18 protein-coding genes are annotated in these 18376 nt (G+C 63.6%); 5 read left to right on the forward strand and 13 right to left on the reverse strand.

What is annotated here, in order from left to right; translation table 11 throughout:
• Positions 1 to 670 precede the first annotated feature (670 nt).
• Positions 671 to 1699 carry a CDP-6-deoxy-delta-3,4-glucoseen reductase gene (locus tag ACFOLG_RS01450; protein ID WP_386087649.1) on the reverse strand — a complete coding sequence of 343 codons (1029 nt, stop codon included), beginning with the start codon at positions 1697 to 1699 and terminating at the stop codon, positions 671 to 673.
• Between the two features lie 34 nt (positions 1700 to 1733).
• Between ACFOLG_RS01450 and ACFOLG_RS01455 the strand changes: the two genes are divergently transcribed.
• Positions 1734 to 2600: an SDR family oxidoreductase gene (locus tag ACFOLG_RS01455; protein ID WP_386087651.1), complete on the forward strand. Its 867-nt coding sequence runs from the start codon at positions 1734 to 1736 to the stop codon at positions 2598 to 2600.
• 95 nt (positions 2601 to 2695) lie between these two features.
• Positions 2696 to 3376 carry a tRNA (guanosine(46)-N7)-methyltransferase TrmB gene (gene trmB, locus ACFOLG_RS01460; RefSeq protein ID WP_386087653.1) on the forward strand — a complete coding sequence of 227 codons (681 nt, stop codon included), beginning with the start codon at positions 2696 to 2698 and terminating at the stop codon, positions 3374 to 3376.
• Between the two features lie 75 nt (positions 3377 to 3451).
• On the opposite strand, the gene ACFOLG_RS01465 is transcribed toward trmB, so the two are convergent.
• Positions 3452 to 3937, reverse strand: a complete 486-nt coding sequence (locus ACFOLG_RS01465) for a glutathione peroxidase (protein WP_386087655.1) — start codon at positions 3935 to 3937, stop codon at positions 3452 to 3454.
• Positions 3938 to 3990: 53 nt separating this feature from the next.
• Between ACFOLG_RS01465 and ACFOLG_RS01470 the strand changes: the two genes are divergently transcribed.
• Positions 3991 to 4467 carry a DUF1841 family protein gene (locus tag ACFOLG_RS01470; protein WP_386087657.1) on the forward strand — a complete coding sequence of 159 codons (477 nt, stop codon included), beginning with the start codon at positions 3991 to 3993 and terminating at the stop codon, positions 4465 to 4467.
• Positions 4468 to 4778: 311 nt separating this feature from the next.
• On the opposite strand, the gene ACFOLG_RS01475 is transcribed toward ACFOLG_RS01470, so the two are convergent.
• On the reverse strand, positions 4779 to 5732 hold the full coding sequence (locus ACFOLG_RS01475) for a D-2-hydroxyacid dehydrogenase (protein ID WP_386087659.1): 954 nt from the start codon (positions 5730 to 5732) through the stop codon (positions 4779 to 4781).
• 12 nt (positions 5733 to 5744) lie between these two features.
• Positions 5745 to 6521 (reverse strand): DUF2189 domain-containing protein, encoded by a 777-nt coding sequence (locus tag ACFOLG_RS01480; protein WP_386087661.1) that lies wholly within the window; start codon positions 6519 to 6521, stop codon positions 5745 to 5747.
• Between the two features lie 153 nt (positions 6522 to 6674).
• Here ACFOLG_RS01480 and ACFOLG_RS01485 point away from each other — a divergent pair, with 153 nt between their 5' ends.
• The gene (locus ACFOLG_RS01485) at positions 6675 to 7001 is read left to right on the forward strand and encodes an FKBP-type peptidyl-prolyl cis-trans isomerase (protein WP_349590480.1); all 327 of its coding nucleotides are present in this window, start codon (positions 6675 to 6677) and stop codon (positions 6999 to 7001) included.
• A 64-nt stretch (positions 7002 to 7065) separates the two neighbouring features.
• Here ACFOLG_RS01485 and ACFOLG_RS01490 read toward each other — a convergent pair whose 3' ends face one another.
• From ACFOLG_RS01490 to rlmE, 5 genes are all read right to left on the reverse strand, one after another.
• Positions 7066 to 7686 (reverse strand): DedA family protein, encoded by a 621-nt coding sequence (locus ACFOLG_RS01490; RefSeq protein ID WP_386087663.1) that lies wholly within the window; start codon positions 7684 to 7686, stop codon positions 7066 to 7068.
• Positions 7687 to 7897: 211 nt separating this feature from the next.
• On the reverse strand, positions 7898 to 9229 hold the full coding sequence (gene glmM / locus ACFOLG_RS01495) for a phosphoglucosamine mutase (protein ID WP_386087665.1): 1332 nt from the start codon (positions 9227 to 9229) through the stop codon (positions 7898 to 7900).
• 72 nt (positions 9230 to 9301) lie between these two features.
• Positions 9302 to 10141: a dihydropteroate synthase gene (folP, locus tag ACFOLG_RS01500; protein WP_386087666.1), complete on the reverse strand. Its 840-nt coding sequence runs from the start codon at positions 10139 to 10141 to the stop codon at positions 9302 to 9304.
• Between the two features lie 113 nt (positions 10142 to 10254).
• Positions 10255 to 12162, reverse strand: a complete 1908-nt coding sequence (gene ftsH, locus ACFOLG_RS01505) for an ATP-dependent zinc metalloprotease FtsH (RefSeq protein WP_386087668.1) — start codon at positions 12160 to 12162, stop codon at positions 10255 to 10257.
• Between the two features lie 69 nt (positions 12163 to 12231).
• A complete protein-coding gene (gene rlmE, locus ACFOLG_RS01510) occupies positions 12232 to 12852 on the reverse strand; it encodes a 23S rRNA (uridine(2552)-2'-O)-methyltransferase RlmE (RefSeq protein WP_386087754.1) in 621 nt (206 codons plus the stop codon).
• Positions 12853 to 12935: 83 nt separating this feature from the next.
• Here rlmE and yhbY point away from each other — a divergent pair, with 83 nt between their 5' ends.
• Positions 12936 to 13262 (forward strand): ribosome assembly RNA-binding protein YhbY, encoded by a 327-nt coding sequence (gene yhbY / locus ACFOLG_RS01515; RefSeq protein WP_386087670.1) that lies wholly within the window; start codon positions 12936 to 12938, stop codon positions 13260 to 13262.
• 124 nt (positions 13263 to 13386) lie between these two features.
• On the opposite strand, the gene ACFOLG_RS01520 is transcribed toward yhbY, so the two are convergent.
• The 4 genes from ACFOLG_RS01520 to leuE all read right to left on the reverse strand — a co-directional run bounded on the left by ACFOLG_RS01520 (position 13387) and on the right by leuE (position 18375).
• Complete coding sequence (locus ACFOLG_RS01520; protein ID WP_349590467.1) at positions 13387 to 13818, reverse strand: DUF4149 domain-containing protein; 432 nt, start codon at positions 13816 to 13818, stop codon at positions 13387 to 13389.
• A gap of 48 nt (positions 13819 to 13866) precedes the next feature.
• Positions 13867 to 14343 carry a transcription elongation factor GreA gene (greA, locus tag ACFOLG_RS01525; protein ID WP_386087673.1) on the reverse strand — a complete coding sequence of 159 codons (477 nt, stop codon included), beginning with the start codon at positions 14341 to 14343 and terminating at the stop codon, positions 13867 to 13869.
• 145 nt (positions 14344 to 14488) lie between these two features.
• Positions 14489 to 17698 carry a carbamoyl-phosphate synthase large subunit gene (gene carB / locus ACFOLG_RS01530; RefSeq protein WP_386087675.1) on the reverse strand — a complete coding sequence of 1070 codons (3210 nt, stop codon included), beginning with the start codon at positions 17696 to 17698 and terminating at the stop codon, positions 14489 to 14491.
• 32 nt (positions 17699 to 17730) lie between these two features.
• Positions 17731 to 18375, reverse strand: a complete 645-nt coding sequence (gene leuE, locus ACFOLG_RS01535) for a leucine efflux protein LeuE (RefSeq protein ID WP_386087677.1) — start codon at positions 18373 to 18375, stop codon at positions 17731 to 17733.
• Between the last annotated feature and the right edge of the window lies 1 nt (position 18376).

Consider the following 18376-nt stretch of genomic DNA (forward strand, 5'->3'; position numbering starts at 1 on the left):
CGCAAACGGGCTATCGCCGGTAGAGTTTGAGAAGCAATATTTCCAACGGCTCAAGAGTGTCTAGAGAAGCTGGGGCGATTCAATGTGGATGGGCAGTTAAAAATTGACCGCGATGAGTTTCCTCCCGTTCAACATGATTTGGGATGGTGTTCCTAATGCCGGGGGGATGCGCGTTAACAGCGAAAGCACGGGTTGCAATGGTTTGATTTAGGCATCAGCTGTTGATGACTCAGTAACTTGAGGCGTCCTAATGACATTAGGTGTTGGTCCTCTAGCCTAATAGACTATTGATCTACTAGGTTAATGTGATTTCTAGGCTACAAACTAGGCTACACTTTTTCTGGCGCATCAACGAAAAATCAATGACTTACGTGGTTTATGCTTTTGTCAAATCATTGATTTGTAAGTGATTCCTTTGGTCAGCAGATCTCATAATCCTTTGGTCGCGGGTTCGAGCCCCGCAGGGCCCACCACGGAAAATCAAGGACTTGCAGACCTGTCTGCAAGTCCTTTTTCTTTGCCGCCGCCATTCATCGGCGCGCTAGCCGCCGGCACAGCATTTGTACCGCCATGCGCATGGCAATAGCAGCGCCCGCTCGCCAGCAATGGCAACAAAAAAGCCACCGCATGCGGTGGCTTTTTCCTGCCGGCGAGATGCCTTGCGGCCAACTTACTTGCTGCCGCTCATGTCCTTGGACAGGAAGAAGGCATCGGAGAAGAACTCGTCTTCCGGCAGGCCGCACTGCGTGGTGAAGCTCTGGTGGGCCGCCTCCACCATGATCGGCGCGCCGCAGGCATACACCTGGTAGCCGGCCAGCGAGTCGAAGTCGTCCAGCACCGCCTGGTGCACGAAGCCGCTGCGGCCGATCCAGTTGTGCTCCGGCAGCGCGTCGGATACCACCGGGATGAAGGTGATGTTGCTGTTCTCGGCCTGCCACTTGGCCGCCAGCTCCGCCATGTACAGGTCGGCCGGGGTACGGGCGCCCCAGTAGAACACGATCGGGCGGGTAACGCCGTGGTGGATGGCATGCTCGATGATGCCCTTGATCGGCGCAAAACCGGTACCGCTAGCCACCATGATGATGGGTTTGTCGGAATCCTCGCGCAGGAAGAAGGAACCCAGCGGGCCCTTGAAGCGCATGATCTCTTTTTCCTTCATCGCGCTGAACACGTAGTCGGAGAAGGAGCCGCCCGGCTGGTGGCGGATGTGCAGCTCGATGAAGGCGTCATCGTGCGGCGCGTTGGCGATGGAGAAGCTGCGCTTCTTGCCGTCCTTCATCAGGATGTCGATGTACTGGCCGGCCATGAACTGCAGGCGCTCGGACACCGGCAGCTTGAGCTTGAGCACGGCAACGTCGTGGATCTTGTCGATCGACTCGACACGGCACGGCAGGGTCTTGATCTGGATATCGCCAATGCCGGCCAGCTCGCGCGCCTCGATGGTGATGTCGCCCTTGGGCTTGGCGCAGCAGAACAGCGCCATGCCCTGCGCGCGGTCGGCGCTAGACAGCGCCTTGTCCTGCGCGCCGCCATGCTCAACCTCGCCGGCGACTACCTTGCCCTTGCAGGCGCCGCAGGCACCGTCGCGGCAACCGTACGGCAGGCCGACATTTTGGCGCAGCGCCGCTTCCAGAATGGTTTCATGCGCTTCTACGGCAAAAGAATGGCCACTGGGAAGCACCTTTACCTGACACGTCATCTCGTTCCCTTAAACTCTCGCTAGAATGACCGGTATGCGAACCTTGCTCATCATCGGCGCCGGCGATATCGCCCGGCGCGCCCTGCCGCTGTTAACCCGCCACTGGCGCGTCATCGCGCTGCTGCGCAGCCCGGACAAATGCGCACAATGGCGCGCACTCGGCGCTTTGCCACTCCTGGCAGACCTGGACGTTGGCCGCAGTCTGTCGCGCCTGGCCGGCCTCGCCGACGCCGTGCTGTACACGGCACCGCCGCCGGACAGCGGCCAGCAAGACCCCAGATTACGCAAGGTATTGTCGCAACTGGCAAAAACGGCGAGTCTACCACAGCGCATCGTCTACATCAGCACCAGCGGCGTGTATGGCAATGCCGCCGGCGACTGGCTGGACGAGACCCGGCCGCCGCGCCCGCAAAGCGCGCGCGCACGGCGGCGGCTGGATGCCGAACGCCAGCTGCGCGCCTTCGCCATGCTGCACGGCTGCGCGCTGAGCATCCTGCGCGCGCCGGGCATCTACGCCGCCGAGCGGCTGCCGCTGTCGCGTTTTGCCAGCCAGGCGCCGCTGATCGATGCCGCCGAGGACAGCATCAGCAACCACATCCATGCCGACGATCTGGCGCGGCTGTGCGTGGCCGCGCTGCAGCAGCCGCGCGGCGGCATCCGCGTCTACAACGCCTGCGACAGCCAGCCGCTGCCGGTGGGCGACTGGTACGACAAGCTGGCGGACACGCTGGGTTACCCGCGGCTGCCACGGTTGCCGCGCGCGCTGGTGCAGCAGCAGGTGTCGCCCGGGCTGTGGTCGTTCATGGCCGAGTCGCGGCGGCTGAGCAATGCGCGCCTGCTGCGCGAATTGCCGGGCTGCCTGCGCTACCCGACGGTGGATGCGCTGCTGCGCGAGCTTTAATCGCACGGCCAGGGTTGGCCGCATGCGCCCACCCTACCCGCCCGGCGCAAGATTCGGTAACATCGCGATCTTTTTGCAGTTTTTGAGTGACGAGCATGGAAAATCCGGCCTTCAACCGCGCCATTCGCAGCTTCGTGCTGCGCCAGGGCCATCTGACCGCCTCGCAGCAGCGCGCCATCGACGAAGGCATGCCGCGCTGGGGTATCGACTACCAGCCGCAGGCGCTGGATCTGGCACAGGCCTTCGGCCGCGACGCGCCAAAGATCATGGAAATCGGTTTCGGCATGGGCACCGCCACCGCCGAGATCGCCGCGGCCAACCCGCAGAATGACTACCTCGGCGTCGAGGTGCACTCGCCGGGCGTGGGCAATCTGTGCAAGCTGATCGGTGAACAGCAGCTGAGCAACCTGCGGCTGATCCGCCACGACGCGGTAGAGGTGATGGACCACATGCTGCCGGATGGCTGCCTGGACGGCGTGCACATTTTCTTCCCCGATCCGTGGCACAAGAAACGCCACAACAAGCGCCGCCTGATCCAGGCGCCGTTCATCGAGAAACTGGTGAAGAAGCTCAAGCCGGGCGGCTACCTGCACGCCGCTACCGACTGGGAAGACTACGCCATCCAGATCATGGAAGTGTTCGGCGCCAATGCCGAGCTGCAGAACAGCGCCGACGGCTACGCGCCGCGCCCGGCCTACCGCCCGCTGACCAAGTTCGAAGCCCGCGGCATCCGCCTGGGTCACGGCGTGTGGGACATCGTGTTCCTCCGCAAGTAAGTCGCGGCACCAACAACAATGCGGCCAACCTGCCACCAGGTTGGCCGCATTGTTTTGTGCCGCCCGCTACTGCCTTCAGGCAGCGGCGTTGAGCAGCACCTCGATGTCCGGCAACAGCTCGTGCGGCTCGGCAGCCGGCTCGTAACGCTTCACCAGCCGCCCCTTGCGATCGATCAGGAACTTGGTGAAATTCCACTTCACCGGATGCGGATGACCGTTGGCCGCACCGGTCAGCCAGTGCCACAGCGGGCTGGCTGCCGCGCCGTTGACGTCGCCCTTGTCGAACAACGGAAAGTCGATGCTGAACTTGCTGTGACAGAAGGCGGCGATCTGTTCGGCACTGCCCGGTTCCTGGCCGCCGAACTGGTTGCAGGGAAAGCCCAGCACGGTAAAGCCGCGCGCGGCCAGGGCCTGCTGCAGCTCCTGTAGCCCGGCATACTGCCGGGTGTAGCCGCATTCGCTGGCGGTGTTGACGATCAGCACTACCTGGCCGAGGTAGTCGGCCAGCGGCTGCTGGCGGCCATCGCCCAGGTTGGCCGTAAAGTTGGCAAGCGTGGTCATGGTGGGAATGCCCTCGTATAATGCTGCTTTTCCGAGTTATTCAGTCAACAATTATGTTCGCACCCAGCCGGCAGGATGCCCGCCGTTTCTTTTTCGATACCTGGAACAAGCAGCAAGCCGGCCACCCGCTGAGTGACCTGGAAAAACTGCTGGCCAGCGTGATTGCCGCCCATCCCGAGTACCACGCCATCCTGGCCCGCCCCGAGCAGTACGGCGAGCGCGAATGGCTGCCGGAGCAGGGCGAAACCAACCCCTTCATGCACATGAGCATGCACCTGGCGGTGGAAGAACAGTTGTCCATCAACCAGCCGTTCGGCATCCGCGAACTGTACCAGCAGCTGCTGGCCAAGCATGGCAGCGAGCATGACGCCCAGCACGAGGTGATCGACTGCCTGGGCGAGATGATCTGGCAGGCGCAGCGCTACGGCGGCGGGCCGGACGTCAACGTGTACCTGAGCTGCATCCGCGGCAAACTGGGGCTGGACCCGGAACACGAACGCCGCCTCAATCTGAAGGACATGGACGACTAGGCCGCGGCCGGAGTCGCATCAACCGGGGACCGCTTTGCCGGTCCCTTTGTTATGGTCAAGCCCCCCTGCTTTTGCAAGCCGGCGAAACCGTCGCTGCCGGCTGCCGTCGACGCGTGCCAGCCGGGCCGCAGCAGCGCGTCCAGGCACCGCCCCGCGGCACAGACGGCGCCCGGCATGCCACGCTGCATTGCCAGTCCGGCAGCGCCGCAGCGGTGATCCCCCGCCCTGTAACCGCCGCGTCCAGCAGCGCCTGCTGCCGGCAAGAAAAAACCCGCCGGCAGGCGGGTTTGTCTGGCGTCGGCGACGGCCGCTCAGTCCAGCCGGTGCTGTCGCTCGCCGCGCAGGAAGGCCTCGATATTGCCCATCAGCTGTGCGGCCAACCTGTCCATCGCCTCGCGGCTGGCCCAGCCGACGTGCGGGGTGACGATCAAATGCGGCAGCCGCGCCTTGAGCAGCGGGTTGCCGTCGCGCGGCGGCTCCACCGACAGCACATCGAAACCGGCGCCACCCAGCTGGCCGTATTTCAAGGCGGCCACCAGCGCGTCTTCATCCACCAGGCCGCCACGCGCGGCATTCACCAGCACCGCCCCCGGCTTCATCGCCTGCAGCTCGCGCTCGCCGATCAGCTTGCGAGTGTCGTCGTTGAGCGGGCAATGCAACGAGATGACATCGGAAGTGGCCAGCAGGGTGTCGAACGACACGTAGCCGTCACGCACCGCGGCGGCGCCCTTGCGCTCGCCGAACTGCACCTGCATGCCGAAGGCACGCGCGCGCGCCGCCATTTCCTGGCCGATGCCGCCGCTGCCGAAGATGCCCAGCGTGGCGCCTTTCAGGTCGCGGATCGGCGCGCCGAAATGGCAGAACTGCGCGGCGTTCTGCCACACGCCGGCGGCGACGTCGCGCTGGTAGGCCGGCAGGTTGCGCATCAGCGCCATCATCAGCATGAAAGCGTGCTCGGCCACGGTCTCGTCGCCGTAGTGGCGGATATTGGCCACCGCAACGCCCTGGCGGCGGCAGGTATCCAGGTCGATGTGGTTGTAGCCGGTGGCGGCGATGGCCAGCATTTTCAGCCGCGGCAAGGCGGCCAACGTGGCGGCGTCGAACGGCACTTTGTTGGTGATGACGATATCGGCCGCGGCGCAGTGCGCCACGATCTGTTCGCGACTGGTGCTTGGGAATTCACGGTAGGTATGCGGCAGGCTACAAACGGGAACCGGGACAGGCAGGCTGTCCCGGTCCAGAAACACGATGGAGGGTGCGGTCATGTGCTGGCGGGTCTAGTGCTCATAGGTGATCAGGGCACGATAGGCATGCCAGCTGGACAGGCCGATCAGCGGGGTGATCAGCAGCAGCCCGACAAACTGGGTGGCAAACCCGATCGCGGTCAGAGCCACGATGATAGCCGCCCACACCAGCATCGTCAGCAGGTTGTGATACACCGCCTGCACGCTCATCACCATGGCGGTGATGGTATCCACCTCTTTATCCAGCAGCATGGGAATGGCGCACACGCTGAGCGAGAACACCGCGGCGGCAAACAGGAAGCCGGTACCGAACCACGCCAGCAGGAAGCCGATGTTTTCCTGGGTGAAGGCATTGGCCACCAGCGAATCCAGCGTCGGCACACTGCCTTCGTAGAACAGCGCGAACATCAGCAGCGACACGCGGAACCAGCCGAATACCATCACCGCCAGCAGCACGGCAAACAGCGAAAAGCCGGGCATATTGCTGCGCCAGGCCGCCATGCTGTGCGCCAGGCGCACGCGGCCGCCGTTGAAGGCCTCCAGCTGGCGCGAGATGTCGTACAGACCGATGGCCATGAACGGCCCGGCCAGCAGGAACAGCGCCGCCAGGGTGATCATATACTCGGGGGCGTAGCTGAAATACATATTGAGCAGGTAGCCCATCAGCACGAAGGCGGCGCCGTAAAACATGGCATCGGCCGGTGCGCGCTTCAGATCCTGCCAGCCCAGCTTCAGCCACTGCAGCGGCTGGCCGACAGAAACATGCTTGACGACGATATGCTCATTGCTGGGCAGGTGGGTAATGTCCATGGTGTTCCCCTTTGCTGACAGGAGCGTGGTTAAACCGACGACTTGTACCGTTATAAGCCATTGAGCTGCAAAGACAACATCGCTCTTACCCCGCACCGTCGCACGCGGTAGAATGGCCGGCTCCCGACTCACCGCAGCAACGAGGACATAACAATGGCAGAACTGATCATCGAAGACCTGGTCGTTGGCGACGGCATCGAGGCACAGACCGGCAAGGAAGTGACCGTGCACTACACCGGCTGGCTGACCGATGGCAGCAAATTCGACTCCAGCAAGGACCGTTTCCAGCCGTTCAGCTTTCCGCTGGGCGCCGGCTACGTGATCAAGGGCTGGGACCAGGGCGTGCAAGGCATGAAAGTGGGCGGCAAACGCAAACTCACCATCCCGGCAGAACTGGGCTACGGCGCCCGTGGCGCCGGCGGCGTGATTCCGCCCAACGCCACCCTGGTATTTGAAGTAGAGCTGCTGCAGGTCGGCTGATCGCGCCGCTGCACAAGTAAAAAGCCCCGCTCATCGGCGGGGCTTTTTGTTGACGGCAAGCGGCTCAGGACGATTGCTGCTGCGTGGCGCGGCGTTTGCGCCACCACACCAGCACCAGCACCAGCGCCAGCACGCCCAGCACGATCAGAATGCCGGCCTGGCCGCGATGCACCATCGCCATCAGCCATTGGTGGTTGCTGGCGCCCAGGTAGCCCAGATACACCCAGACCGGCACCGAGATCAGCGCGGCAAAGCCGTCCATCAGCAGGAAGCGCCAGTAGGCAATGCGCCGCGTCAGCCCGGCGGTGAGGAAGATCGGCGAGCGCAGCCCCGGCAGGAAGCGCGCCACGAACAGCACCCAGTTGCCGTATTTGGCAAACTTTTCCTGCACCGCCTCAAAACGCGCCGGCGTCATCACCTTGGCAATCGGGCGGAAGCGCAGCACGCGGTGGCCGAAAAAGCGGCCGGCAAAAAACATGATGCCGTCGCCGACCAGCACGCCGGCCATGCCCACTACGAACATCCAGTGCACATTGGTATAGCCCAAGCCGGAAATGATGCCGCCGGCCACCAGGGTGATGTCTTCCGGAATCGGCACGCCAAAACCACACACCAGCAACACGAGGAAGACAGCCAGATAACCGTAGCCCGTGAACAAATCGAGAAGAATCTGCAGGATATCCATGTCAGCCTGACAAACCGTTGATCGGTCGAAGCCGCATCAACGTCGCTTCCGCGCAGGCGGACACGTCGAGGCAGTTCTGAAACGGCAGCCATCATAACACAGCGCCCCTTGGCCACCGCTTAAGGAACTTGCCGCAGGGCAAGAAAACCCGTCTCGCCGCGCGGGCAAGAAAAAAGCCGCCTGCGGGCGGCTTGTCGGCGGCGCTTGCCGCTCAGGCGGCGCGGATCGCCGCGGCGATTGCCTCGGCCCAGTGTGCGGCCAACGTGGCGTCGTCGGCCTCCACCATCACCCGTACCACCGGCTCGGTGCCGGACGGGCGCAGCACCACGCGGCCGCGCCCGGCCAGCGCCGCGGTGGCGGCCTGGTGGCTGGCGGCGCTGGCGCTTTGCCAGTCCTGGCCGTTCAGCCGCACATTGATCATGGTCTGCGGGAACGGCTGCCAGTCGCTGCAGATGGCGGCCAGCTCTTGTTCCAGCTCTTGGCAGGCGGCCAGCACCTGCAGGCAGGAGATGATGCCGTCGCCGGTGCTGTGCTTGTCCAGGCACAGGATGTGGCCGGAGGCTTCGCCGCCCACCTGCCAGCCGTTGGCATGCAGCATCTCCAGCACGTAGCGGTCGCCCACCTTGGCGCGGCCGAAGGCGATGCCCTGCTGCTGCAGCGCCAGTTCCATCGCCAGGTTGGTCATCACCGTGCCGACCACGCCGCCGTGCAGCTGGCCGCGTGCGGCGCGCGCCTTGGCCACCACGTAGATCAGCTGGTCGCCGTCGTACAGCTGGCCGTCGCGGTCGGCCATCATCAGGCGGTCGCCGTCGCCGTCCAGCGAGATGCCGAAATCGGCGCCGTGCGCTTTTACCGCTGCCGCCACCGCCTCCGGGTGGGTGGCGCCCACGCCGTCGTTGATGTTGTAGCCATTGGGCTCGCCACCGATGGTGATCACCTCGGCGCCCAGTTCGTGGAACACCTTGGGCGCAATGTGGTAGGTGGCGCCATGCGCGCAGTCCACCACCAGCTTCAGACCCTTGAGGTTGCGCTCGTTGGGGAAGGTGCTCTTGCAGAACTCGATGTAACGCTCGGCGGCGCCGTCGATGCGGCGGGCGCGGCCCAGCTCGCGCGACGGGCTGGTCTCCATCGGCGAATCCAGCATCGCCTCGATCTGCAGCTCCAGCGCGTCGTCCAGCTTCTTGCCGCCTTCGGCGAAGAACTTGATGCCATTATCCTGGTATGGGTTGTGCGACGCGGAGATCATCACCCCGGCCGACAGCCGCAGCGCGCGGGTGAGGTAGGCGATGCCCGGCGTCGGCAGCGGCCCGGTGAGCAGCACGTTGACGCCGGCGGCGGTGAGGCCTGCCTGCAGCGCCGCCTCCAGCATGTAGCCGGAGATGCGCGTGTCCTTGCCGATGATCACCGTCGGGTGCTCCTGGCGCTCGTGGTCCACCAGCACCTTGCCGGCGGCGTAACCCAGGCGCAGCACGAAGTCCGGGGTGATCGGAAACTTGCCGACTTCGCCTCGCACGCCGTCGGTACCAAAATATTTGCGGCCCATTGTTTGCCTCTTGTATCGCGTTATGGCGGCCATTTTACCGCCGGCTTACCACCGGCGGACAGGTCGCAATCGTTAGTTGGATGCTTCCAGCGCCTGCCACATCTGCAGCGCCTGGCGGGTGGCTTTCACATCATGCACGCGGATGATCCTGGCGCCGCGCTGTGCGGCCAACAGTGCCACCGCCACGCTGGCGCCCAAGCGCTGATCCGGCTGCTGCTCGCCGGTCACCGCGCCCAACATCGACTTGCGCGACATGCCCACCAGCAGCGGCACGCCGGCCATGGCTTCCAGCCGCGGCAGCTCGCGCAGCAGCGCCAGATTGTGTTCCAGCGTCTTGCCGAAGCCGAAGCCGGGGTCGGCCAGCAGGCGTTCCATCGCCACGCCCTGCTCGCCGCACAGCGCCACGCGGCGCGCCAGGTAGTCGCCTACCTCTTCCACCACATCCCGGTACACCGGCTTGTGCTGCATGCTGTCCGGATTGCCCTGCTTGTGCATCAGGCAGATGCCAACGTTGGCCGCAGCCACCAGTGGCAGCGCGCCCTCGTCTTCCAGCGCCGACACGTCGTTGATCAGGTCCACCGCGCCGGCCTGCAGCGCCGCGCGCATCACGCTGCTGCGGCGGGTATCCAGCGACAACGGCACGTTCAGCGCGGCCAGCTTCTGCAGCACCGGCAGCACACGCTGCAGTTCCTCCTCCGGGCTAACGAACGGCGCCCCCGGGCGGGTGGACTCGCCACCGATGTCGAGGATGTCGGCGCCCTCGGCCAGCAGCGCCTCGGCACGCGCCAGCGCCATGTCCAGCCGGTCGTAACGACCGCCATCGGAGAAGGAATCGGGCGTGACATTGAGGATGCCCATCACCAGCGGACGGGTCAGATCGAGCGAGAAACGCCCGCAAACAAATGGCTGCATGTTGGCCGCACCGGGTAAGGACTGACAGTTGCCGCCACCGCTGCGGCGGCAACATGAAAAAAAACAGGCCGCAGCTTAAAGCTGCGGCCTCGGGCTTGGCAAGCCGTGGACGCTTACAGTTCCTGCGCCGGCGTGGTGCTGGCTTCAGGCGCCGGCGGTGCCGGGTTTTTCGGCTCCGGCTTGGCAAAACCGCCACCCGGTTTCGGCGGGCGCGGCGGACGGCCATCCATGATGTCGTTGATCTGCTCGGCGTCGATGGTTTCCCATTCCAGCAGTGCCGCAGTCATCGCTTCCACCTTGTCGCGGTTCTCGTCCAGAAGGCGGCGTGCCAGCGTGTACTGCTGGTCGATGATGCTGCGGATTTCCAGGTCCACCTGCTGCAGCGTCGCTTCCGACAGGTTCTTGTGGGTGGTGATGGAACGGCCGAGGAACACTTCACCCTCGTTCTCGCCGTACACCATCGGCCCCAGCCGGTCGGACATGCCGTAGCGGGTCACCATGTCGCGCGCCATCTGGGTGGCACGTTCGAAGTCGTTGCTGGCGCCGGTGGTCATCTGGTTCATGAACAGCTCTTCGGCGATGCGACCGCCGAACAGGATGGCGATGCGGTCCAGCAGATAGCCACGATCGTAGGCGTAGCGGTCTTCTTCCGGCAGCTGCATGGTCACGCCCAGCGCGCGGCCGCGCGGGATGATGGTGACCTTGTGCACTGGGTCGGACTTGGGCAGCAGCTTGGCCACCACCGCATGGCCGGACTCGTGGTAGGCGGTGTTCTTCTTCTCTTCCTCGGACATCACCATCGACTTGCGCTCGGCGCCCATCATGATCTTGTCCTTGGCGGATTCGAAGTCCAGCATGTCGACCAGGCGCTTGCTGCGGCGGGCGGCGAACAAGGCAGCCTCGTTCACCAGGTTGGCGAGGTCGGCGCCGGAGAAGCCCGGGGTACCGCGGGCGATCACCGATGCATCGACGTCGGCAGCAATCGGCACCTTGCGCATGTGCACGCCCAAAATCTGCTCGCGGCCGCGGATATCCGGCAGCGGTACCACTACCTGACGGTCGAAACGGCCCGGGCGCTGCAGCGCCGGGTCCAGCACGTCCGGACGGTTGGTGGCGGCGATCACGATCACGGTCTGGTTGGTTTCGAAGCCGTCCATCTCCACCAGCAGCTGGTTAAGAGTCTGTTCGCGTTCGTCGTTGCCACCGCCGAGGCCGGCGCCACGCTGGCGGCCAACTGCGTCGATTTCATCGATGAAGATGATGCACGGTGCGTTTTTCTTGGCCTGCTCGAACATGTCGCGCACACGGGAGGCGCCGACACCGACGAACATTTCCACGAAATCGGAGCCGGAAATGCTGAAGAACGGTACCTTGGCCTCGCCGGCGATGGCCTTGGCCAGCAGCGTCTTACCGGTACCCGGGCTACCTGCCAGCAGGATGCCGCGCGGAATGCGGCCGCCCAGGCTCTGGTAGCGGGTCGGATCGCGCAGGTAATCGACGATCTCCTTCACCTCTTCCTTGGCCTCGTCGCAGCCGGCCACATCGGCGAAGGTCACGGTGTTAGTGTCCTGGTCCAGCATGCGCGCCTTGCTCTTGCCGAACGAGAACGCACCGCCCTTGCCGCCGCCCTGCATCTGGCGCATGAAGAAGAACCACACGCCGATCAGCAGCAGCATCGGGAACCAGCTGATGAAGATGTTCATCAGCATCGACGGTTCTTCTTCCGGCTTGGCGGAGAAGCGCACGTTATTGTTGATCAGCACGTCCACCAGCTTGGTATCCAGCGGCGCAAACGCGCTGAACTGCGAGCCGTCGTTGCGCTTGCCGCGAATCCACTGCCCGCGCAACGGGTTGCCCTCGATGGTAAGGGACTGCACCTTGCCAGTTTCGACATCGCTGATGAACTGCGAATACTCGATCTGGTTCTGGGTTTCCTGACGTTTGGTGAACTGGTTGAACACGGTCATCAGCACCAGACCGATGATCACCCAGATCGCTATATTCTTACCGATATTGTTCACAAGAGCGTGCTCCTATGTGCCCTGACAAGGTAAATGGTTATCTGATTGTAAACCGGGGCAGGCAGGCTGTCAGCGACGGCCCTTGCCCAGCAGGTAGATTTCACTGGAGCGATCGCGCGAAGCCTTGGGCTTGCGCGTTACCACTTCGGCAAACAGTTCGCGCATGGCTTTCATGTAATCCTGAAATTCGCTCCCCTGGAACACTTTGACGAGAAAGCTGCCGCCGGGTTTCAGGTGATCGCGAGCAAATTCCAGTGCCAGCTCGGTCAGGTGAAAACTGCGCGCCTGATCGATACTGCTCATCCCGGAGATATTGGGCGCCATGTCGGAAATTACAAGATCGAGTTCGCGCCCACCCAGCAAGGCAACAAACTCTTCCAGCACCTCCTGTTCGCGAAAGTCGCCCTGGATGAAGGCCACGTCGGCAATCGGGTCCATCGGCAGGATATCCAGCGCGAACACCCTGCCCTGATCGCCGACGATGCGCGCCGCCACCTGCGACCAGCTGCCAGGCGCCGAGCCCAGGTCGGCCAGCACGGTGCCGGGGCGGATCAATTTATCCTTGTCGTTGATTTCCAGCAGCTTGTAGGCGGCACGGGCACGGTAGCCATCCTTTTGCGCCATCTGCACATATGAATCGTTGACGTGTTCTTTCAGCCAGGCATTGCTGGTTTTGCTGCGTGCCATGATGAATTCCTGCATCGAAAATCCCCGTTGGGGATTAGGCTAAAGTCGAGTAAAATCGCTTTTTAATCTGAAACTTGAAGCACTACATGAAAATCGAACTGACCACAGTCCAGCGCCAATACCTGAAAGGTCTGGCCCACTCGCTTAACCCGGTGGTGATGATCGGCAATAACGGCCTGACCGAGTCGGTTATCCGCGAGATCGCCATCAACCTGGACGCTCACGAGCTGATCAAAGTTCGCGTACAGGGCGACGACCGCGCTGCCCGCGTGGCGATCTACGAGCAAGTCTGCGACGAGCTGGGCGCCGGCCAGGTGCAGCATATCGGCAAGCTGCTGGTGCTGTTCCGCCCGTCCGACAAGCAGCTGATCGAGCTGCCCAAGAGCAAGAAAGCGCTGAAGGCCCGCCCGTAAGCCTGCGGCCAACCTTGCGATAGCAAAAGGCGGCGGCCCTGCACACAAGCCCGCCGCCCCTGTTTTCACCACAAAGCCCTTGCGCCATGCGCAAGGGCTTTGTCATTGCTACCGGCCGCAACGCTCAGTTGTCGTTGCTGAGGATATACATCAGCCCCATCAGGCTCTGCACCAGGTAAATCAGGCTGGAAATGGCATGCCAGGTGGCGAAGCCGCCGCCGAACAAGCCTTCCGCCGCGTGGTTCATCTGCGCCTTCAGGCCGGCGATGATCGGCGTCACCGCGAAGTGGTTGATGATGATGCACACCAGCATTCCCACCAGCAGCCAGAACGGCGCACTCTTCAGTGCGCGCGCGCCGTTGCGCAGCACCAGCTCCACCATCAGGAACACGCTGCATACCAGCCCGACCCAGGCGATGGCGGCAAACAGGCGGCCAGCCACCATGCCGGCGGTGGCGTTGTTCAGCGCCGAAAACAGCACCGGCGCCACGATGATGCCCACCACCCACATACCGCCAATCCACAAGGTACGGGCAATTTCACGCAAACCGTTCATGCAACCCCCTGTCCGGCCGGCTTAGCGGCCAGCGTGCCCTGCGGCAGCTCAGATATAGAGTACGTCCAGAATCTCGTATTCGCGGATACCGCCCGGGGCCAGAACCTCGGCCACATCGCCGGCTTCCTTGCCGATCAGCGCACGGGCGATCGGCGAGTTGATCGACACTTTGCCGTCCTTGATGTCGGCTTCGTCGTCACCCACGATCTGGTAGGTTACCGCGTCGTCATTTTCCAGGTCCATCAGCTTGACGGTGGCGGCAAACACGATGCGGCCATCGGCATCCAGCTCATTCGGGTCGATGATCTGGGCGTTGGAAATCTTGGCTTCCAGCTCGGCGATACGGCCTTCCACGAACGCCTGCCGCTCCTTGGCGGCATCGTATTCGGCGTTTTCCGACAGATCACCATGGGAACGCGCTTCGGCGATAGCCTCGATTACAGACGGGCGCTCCACGCTTTTCAGACGCTGCAGCTCGGCTTTGAGCAGCTCGGCGCCACGCACGGTCAGCGGGGTCTTGATCATGATTCTGTATTCTCCGGGGGCGTTGCCGCCCCATGATAAAAGCGCAAGCCGCCGTACTGGACGGCGGCTTGGCGGACAATGTTTTCAGCGCGAATTGTAACGGGTATTTGCCTGCGGTTCAAAGGTTGGCCGCAGGCAGTACCGCTTAACCCTGCACTTCGGCGTGCAGCTGCTGCACGCTGTAGACATCGAAATCGTCCACATGCGACAGGCCCACACACACCGCCTTGGCACCGGCCAGGGTGGTGTACTGCGGCACGCGCATCTGCAGCGCGGAGCGGCGGATGGCGTGGCTGTCCTGGATCGCCTGGCGCTTCTCGTCCACGGTATTCACCAGGATGTCGATCTCGCCGTTCTTGATCATGTCGACGATGTGCGGGCGGCCTTCGTTCACCTTGTTCACCACCTGCACCACGATGCCGGCCTCGGCCAGCGCCTTGGCGGTACCACGGGTGGCGCACACGCCGAAGCCCAGCTTCTGCAGTTCGCGCGCCACTTCCACGCCACCTTCCTTGTCGCTCTGACGCAGCGACAGGAACACCTTGCCGGTGCGCGGCAGCTTGTCGCCGGCGCCCAGCTGGCTCTTGACGAAGGCTTCGGCGAAGGTGCGGCCAACGCCCATCACTTCACCGGTGGATTTCATTTCCGGCCCCAGGATGGTATCCACGCCCGGGAACTTGATGAACGGGAATACCGCTTCCTTCACCGCGTAGTACGGCGGCACCACTTCTTTGGTGAAGCCCTGCTCGATCAGGCTGATGCCGGCCATGGCGCGGGCGGCGATCTTGGCCAGCGGCGCCGAGGTCACCTTGGATACGAACGGCACGGTACGCGAGGCACGCGGGTTCACTTCCAGCACGTAGATGGTGTCGCCCTGGATGGCGAACTGCACGTTCATCAGGCCGACCACGTTCAGCGCGCGGGCCATCGCCACGGTCTGGCGGCGGATCTCGTCCTGTACCGCCGGGAACAGGCTGTACGGCGGCAGCGAGCAGGCGGAGTCACCGGAGTGCACGCCGGCCTGTTCGATATGCTGCATGATGCCGCCGATCACCACGTTCTCGCCGTCGGAGATGCAGTCCACATCCACTTCGATGGCGTCGTTGAGGAAGCGGTCCAGCAGCACCGGGCTGTCGTTGGACACCTTCACCGCCTCGCGCATGTAGCGCTCCAGGTCGGCCGGCTCGTGCACGATTTCCATCGCGCGGCCGCCCAGTACGTAGGACGGGCGCACCACCAGCGGGTAGCCGATTTCCTCGGCCAGACGCATGGCGTCCACCGGGTTACGCGCGGTGCGGTTCGGCGGTTGCTTCAGGCCCAGGTCGTTCAGCAGTTGCTGGAAACGCTCGCGGTCTTCCGCGGCGTCGATCATGTCCGGGCTGGTGCCGATGATGGGCACACCGTTGGCTTCCAGTGCGCGCGCCAGTTTCAGCGGCGTCTGGCCGCCGTATTGCACGATCACACCGAACGGTTTTTCCACGCGGCAGATTTCCAGCACGTCTTCCAGCGTCAGCGGCTCGAAGTACAGGCGGTCGGAAGTGTCGTAGTCGGTGGACACGGTTTCCGGGTTGCAGTTGACCATGATGGTCTCGAAGCCGGATTCGCGCAGCGCCAGCGCGGCATGCACGCAGCAATAGTCGAACTCGATACCCTGGCCGATACGGTTCGGGCCGCCACCCAGCACCATCACCTTCTTGCGGTCGGTCGGTGCGGACTCGCACTCCTCCTCATAGGTGGAGTACATGTAGGCGGTGTTGGTGGCGAATTCGGCGGCGCAGGTATCCACCCGCTTGTACACCGGGTGCAGCTGCAGGCTCCAGCGATGCGCGCGCACGGCTGCCTGGTCGGTGCCCAGCAGCTCGCCCAGACGGCGGTCGGAGAAGCCCTTGCGCTTCAGGCGACGTAGTTCGTCGTAGCCCAGGCTGTCCACCTTGCGGCCGGCCAGCGCCAGCTCTTCACCGATCAGGTCTTCGATCTGTGCTAGGAACCACGGGTCGATCTTGCTGACGGCAAAGATGTCGTCACGGCTCATGCCGATGCGGAAGGCGTCGGCCACGTACAGGATGCGTTCCGGACCGGGCGCGCCCAGCTCGTGACGGATGGTTTCTTCGTTGCTGGTGACCGGATTGAAACCGGACAGACCGGTCTCCAGGCCACGCAGCGCTTTCTGCATCGATTCTTGCAGCGTGCGGCCCATGGCCATCACTTCGCCCACCGACTTCATCTGGGTGGTCAGGCGGTCGTCGGCCTGCGGGAATTTCTCGAAGGCGAAACGCGGAATCTTGGTGACCACGTAGTCGATGGACGGCTCGAACGAGGCCGGGGTGGCGCCGCCGGTGATCTCGTTGCGCAGTTCGTCCAGGGTGTAGCCCACCGCCAGCTTGGCGGCGACCTTGGCGATCGGGAAGCCGGTAGCCTTGGAAGCCAGCGCCGAGGAACGCGACACCCGCGGGTTCATCTCGATGACGATCATCTCGCCGGTGTCCGGGTTGGTGGCGAACTGCACGTTGGAACCGCCGGTATCGACGCCAATTTCACGCAGCACTGCCAGCGAGGCATTGCGCATGATCTGGTATTCCTTGTCGGTCAGCGTCTGCGCCGGGGCCACGGTGATGGAGTCGCCGGTGTGCACGCCCATCGGGTCGAAGTTTTCGATCGAGCAGATGATGATGCAGTTGTCGTTGCGATCGCGCACCACTTCCATCTCGTACTCTTTCCAGCCGAGTACCGATTGTTCGATCAGCAGCTCATGGGTCGGCGAGGCTTCGAAACCGCGCTCGCAGATGGCCAGGAACTCTTCCTTGTTGTAGGCGATACCACCGCCGGAGCCGCCCATGGTGAACGACGGGCGGATCAGGGTCGGGAAACCGACCTTGGCCTGCGCCTCCAGCGACTCTTCCATGGTGTGGCAGACGAAGGACAGCGGGCAGGACAGGCCGATCTTGGCCATGGCTTCCTTGAAGCGGCCGCGGTCTTCCGCCTTGTCGATGGCGTCTTCGGTGGCGCCGATCAGCTCCACCTTGTACTTCTCCAGCACGCCGTTGCGCGCCAGGTCCAGCGCGCAGTTCAGCGCGGTCTGGCCGCCCATGGTCGGCAGGATCGCGTCCGGACGCTCCTTGGCGATGATCTTTTCCACCACCGGCCAGGTAATCGGCTCGATGTAGGTGACGTCGGCCATGTTCGGGTCGGTCATGATGGTGGCCGGGTTGGAGTTCACCAGAATGACTTTGTAACCCTCTTCGCGCAGCGCCTTGCAGGCCTGGGCGCCGGAGTAGTCGAATTCGCACGCCTGGCCGATGACGATCGGGCCGGCGCCAATAATGAGAATGCTCTTGATATCAGTACGTTTCGGCATCGTATTCGCTCAATTCAATTCAATGATTCAGTTCACAGGCTTGCTGCGGCCAACTTGGCGCCAAAACCGACAAACATCGCGCCCGCGGTACCGGACAGCGATGCGGCCAACTTGCGGCGGCGACGGAACGCTGCGGCCAGACGGAAGCCGGCGACGATGATGGCGGTCAGGTACAGCACGCTGAAGCACTGCAGGATGCCGCCGAGGATGGCGAAGGTCAGCGCCGGGTAGGCGTAGGCCGGGTCAACAAACTGCACGAAGAAGGACACGAAGAACAGGATGGCCTTGGGGTTCATCAGGCTGATGACCAGCGCCCGTACGAACGGGTTGGCCGCATTCACTGTCTGCGCGGTGCCGGCTTCGGCAGCTCCGCGGTTGCGCAGCGCCCGCAGCGCGCCGCGCAGCATGTTGATGCCTACCCACGCCAGGTAGCCGCCGCCAAGGTACTTCACCACGGCGAACAGCGCCGGGTTGGCTTTCAGCAAGCCGGCCGCGCCAGTGGCGGCCAGCGTCATCAGGATGAAGTCGCCGACGAACACGCCGGCGGCTCCGGCAAAACCGGCCTTGACGCCGCGCTGGGCGGCCACGGATAGCACGTACATCGAGTTGGGGCCCGGCAGCAGCACAATGAAGATGGTGCCGAGGATGTAGGTGGTCAGGTCGGTTATGCCAAACATG

The sequence above is a fragment of the Vogesella facilis genome, from assembly GCF_042648525.1.
In the GTDB taxonomy this organism is placed as follows: Bacteria; Pseudomonadota; Gammaproteobacteria; order Burkholderiales; family Chromobacteriaceae; genus Vogesella; species Vogesella facilis.

Excerpts from the sequence above, each read along its gene's own strand:
- ACFOLG_RS01450 (WP_386087649.1), bottom strand. The coding sequence starts at position 1,699 with ATGACGTGTCAGGTAAAGGTGCTTCCCAGTGGCCATTCTTTTGCCGTA.
- ACFOLG_RS01520 (WP_349590467.1), bottom strand. The coding sequence starts at position 13,818 with ATGAACGGTTTGCGTGAAATTGCCCGTACCTTGTGGATTGGCGGTATG.
- ACFOLG_RS01475 (WP_386087659.1), bottom strand. The coding sequence starts at position 5,732 with ATGACCGCACCCTCCATCGTGTTTCTGGACCGGGACAGCCTGCCTGTC.
- ACFOLG_RS01490 (WP_386087663.1), bottom strand. The coding sequence starts at position 7,686 with ATGGATATCCTGCAGATTCTTCTCGATTTGTTCACGGGCTACGGTTAT.
- leuE (WP_386087677.1), bottom strand. The coding sequence starts at position 18,375 with ATGTTTGGCATAACCGACCTGACCACCTACATCCTCGGCACCATCTTC.
- trmB (WP_386087653.1), top strand. The coding sequence starts at position 2,696 with ATGGAAAATCCGGCCTTCAACCGCGCCATTCGCAGCTTCGTGCTGCGC.
- carB (WP_386087675.1), bottom strand. The coding sequence starts at position 17,698 with ATGCCGAAACGTACTGATATCAAGAGCATTCTCATTATTGGCGCCGGC.
- ACFOLG_RS01465 (WP_386087655.1), bottom strand. The coding sequence starts at position 3,937 with ATGACCACGCTTGCCAACTTTACGGCCAACCTGGGCGATGGCCGCCAG.
- ACFOLG_RS01485 (WP_349590480.1), top strand. The coding sequence starts at position 6,675 with ATGGCAGAACTGATCATCGAAGACCTGGTCGTTGGCGACGGCATCGAG.
- ACFOLG_RS01455 (WP_386087651.1), top strand. The coding sequence starts at position 1,734 with ATGCGAACCTTGCTCATCATCGGCGCCGGCGATATCGCCCGGCGCGCC.
- glmM (WP_386087665.1), bottom strand. The coding sequence starts at position 9,229 with ATGGGCCGCAAATATTTTGGTACCGACGGCGTGCGAGGCGAAGTCGGC.
- ACFOLG_RS01470 (WP_386087657.1), top strand. The coding sequence starts at position 3,991 with ATGTTCGCACCCAGCCGGCAGGATGCCCGCCGTTTCTTTTTCGATACC.
- folP (WP_386087666.1), bottom strand. The coding sequence starts at position 10,141 with ATGCAGCCATTTGTTTGCGGGCGTTTCTCGCTCGATCTGACCCGTCCG.
- greA (WP_386087673.1), bottom strand. The coding sequence starts at position 14,343 with ATGATCAAGACCCCGCTGACCGTGCGTGGCGCCGAGCTGCTCAAAGCC.
- ACFOLG_RS01480 (WP_386087661.1), bottom strand. The coding sequence starts at position 6,521 with ATGGACATTACCCACCTGCCCAGCAATGAGCATATCGTCGTCAAGCAT.
- yhbY (WP_386087670.1), top strand. The coding sequence starts at position 12,936 with ATGAAAATCGAACTGACCACAGTCCAGCGCCAATACCTGAAAGGTCTG.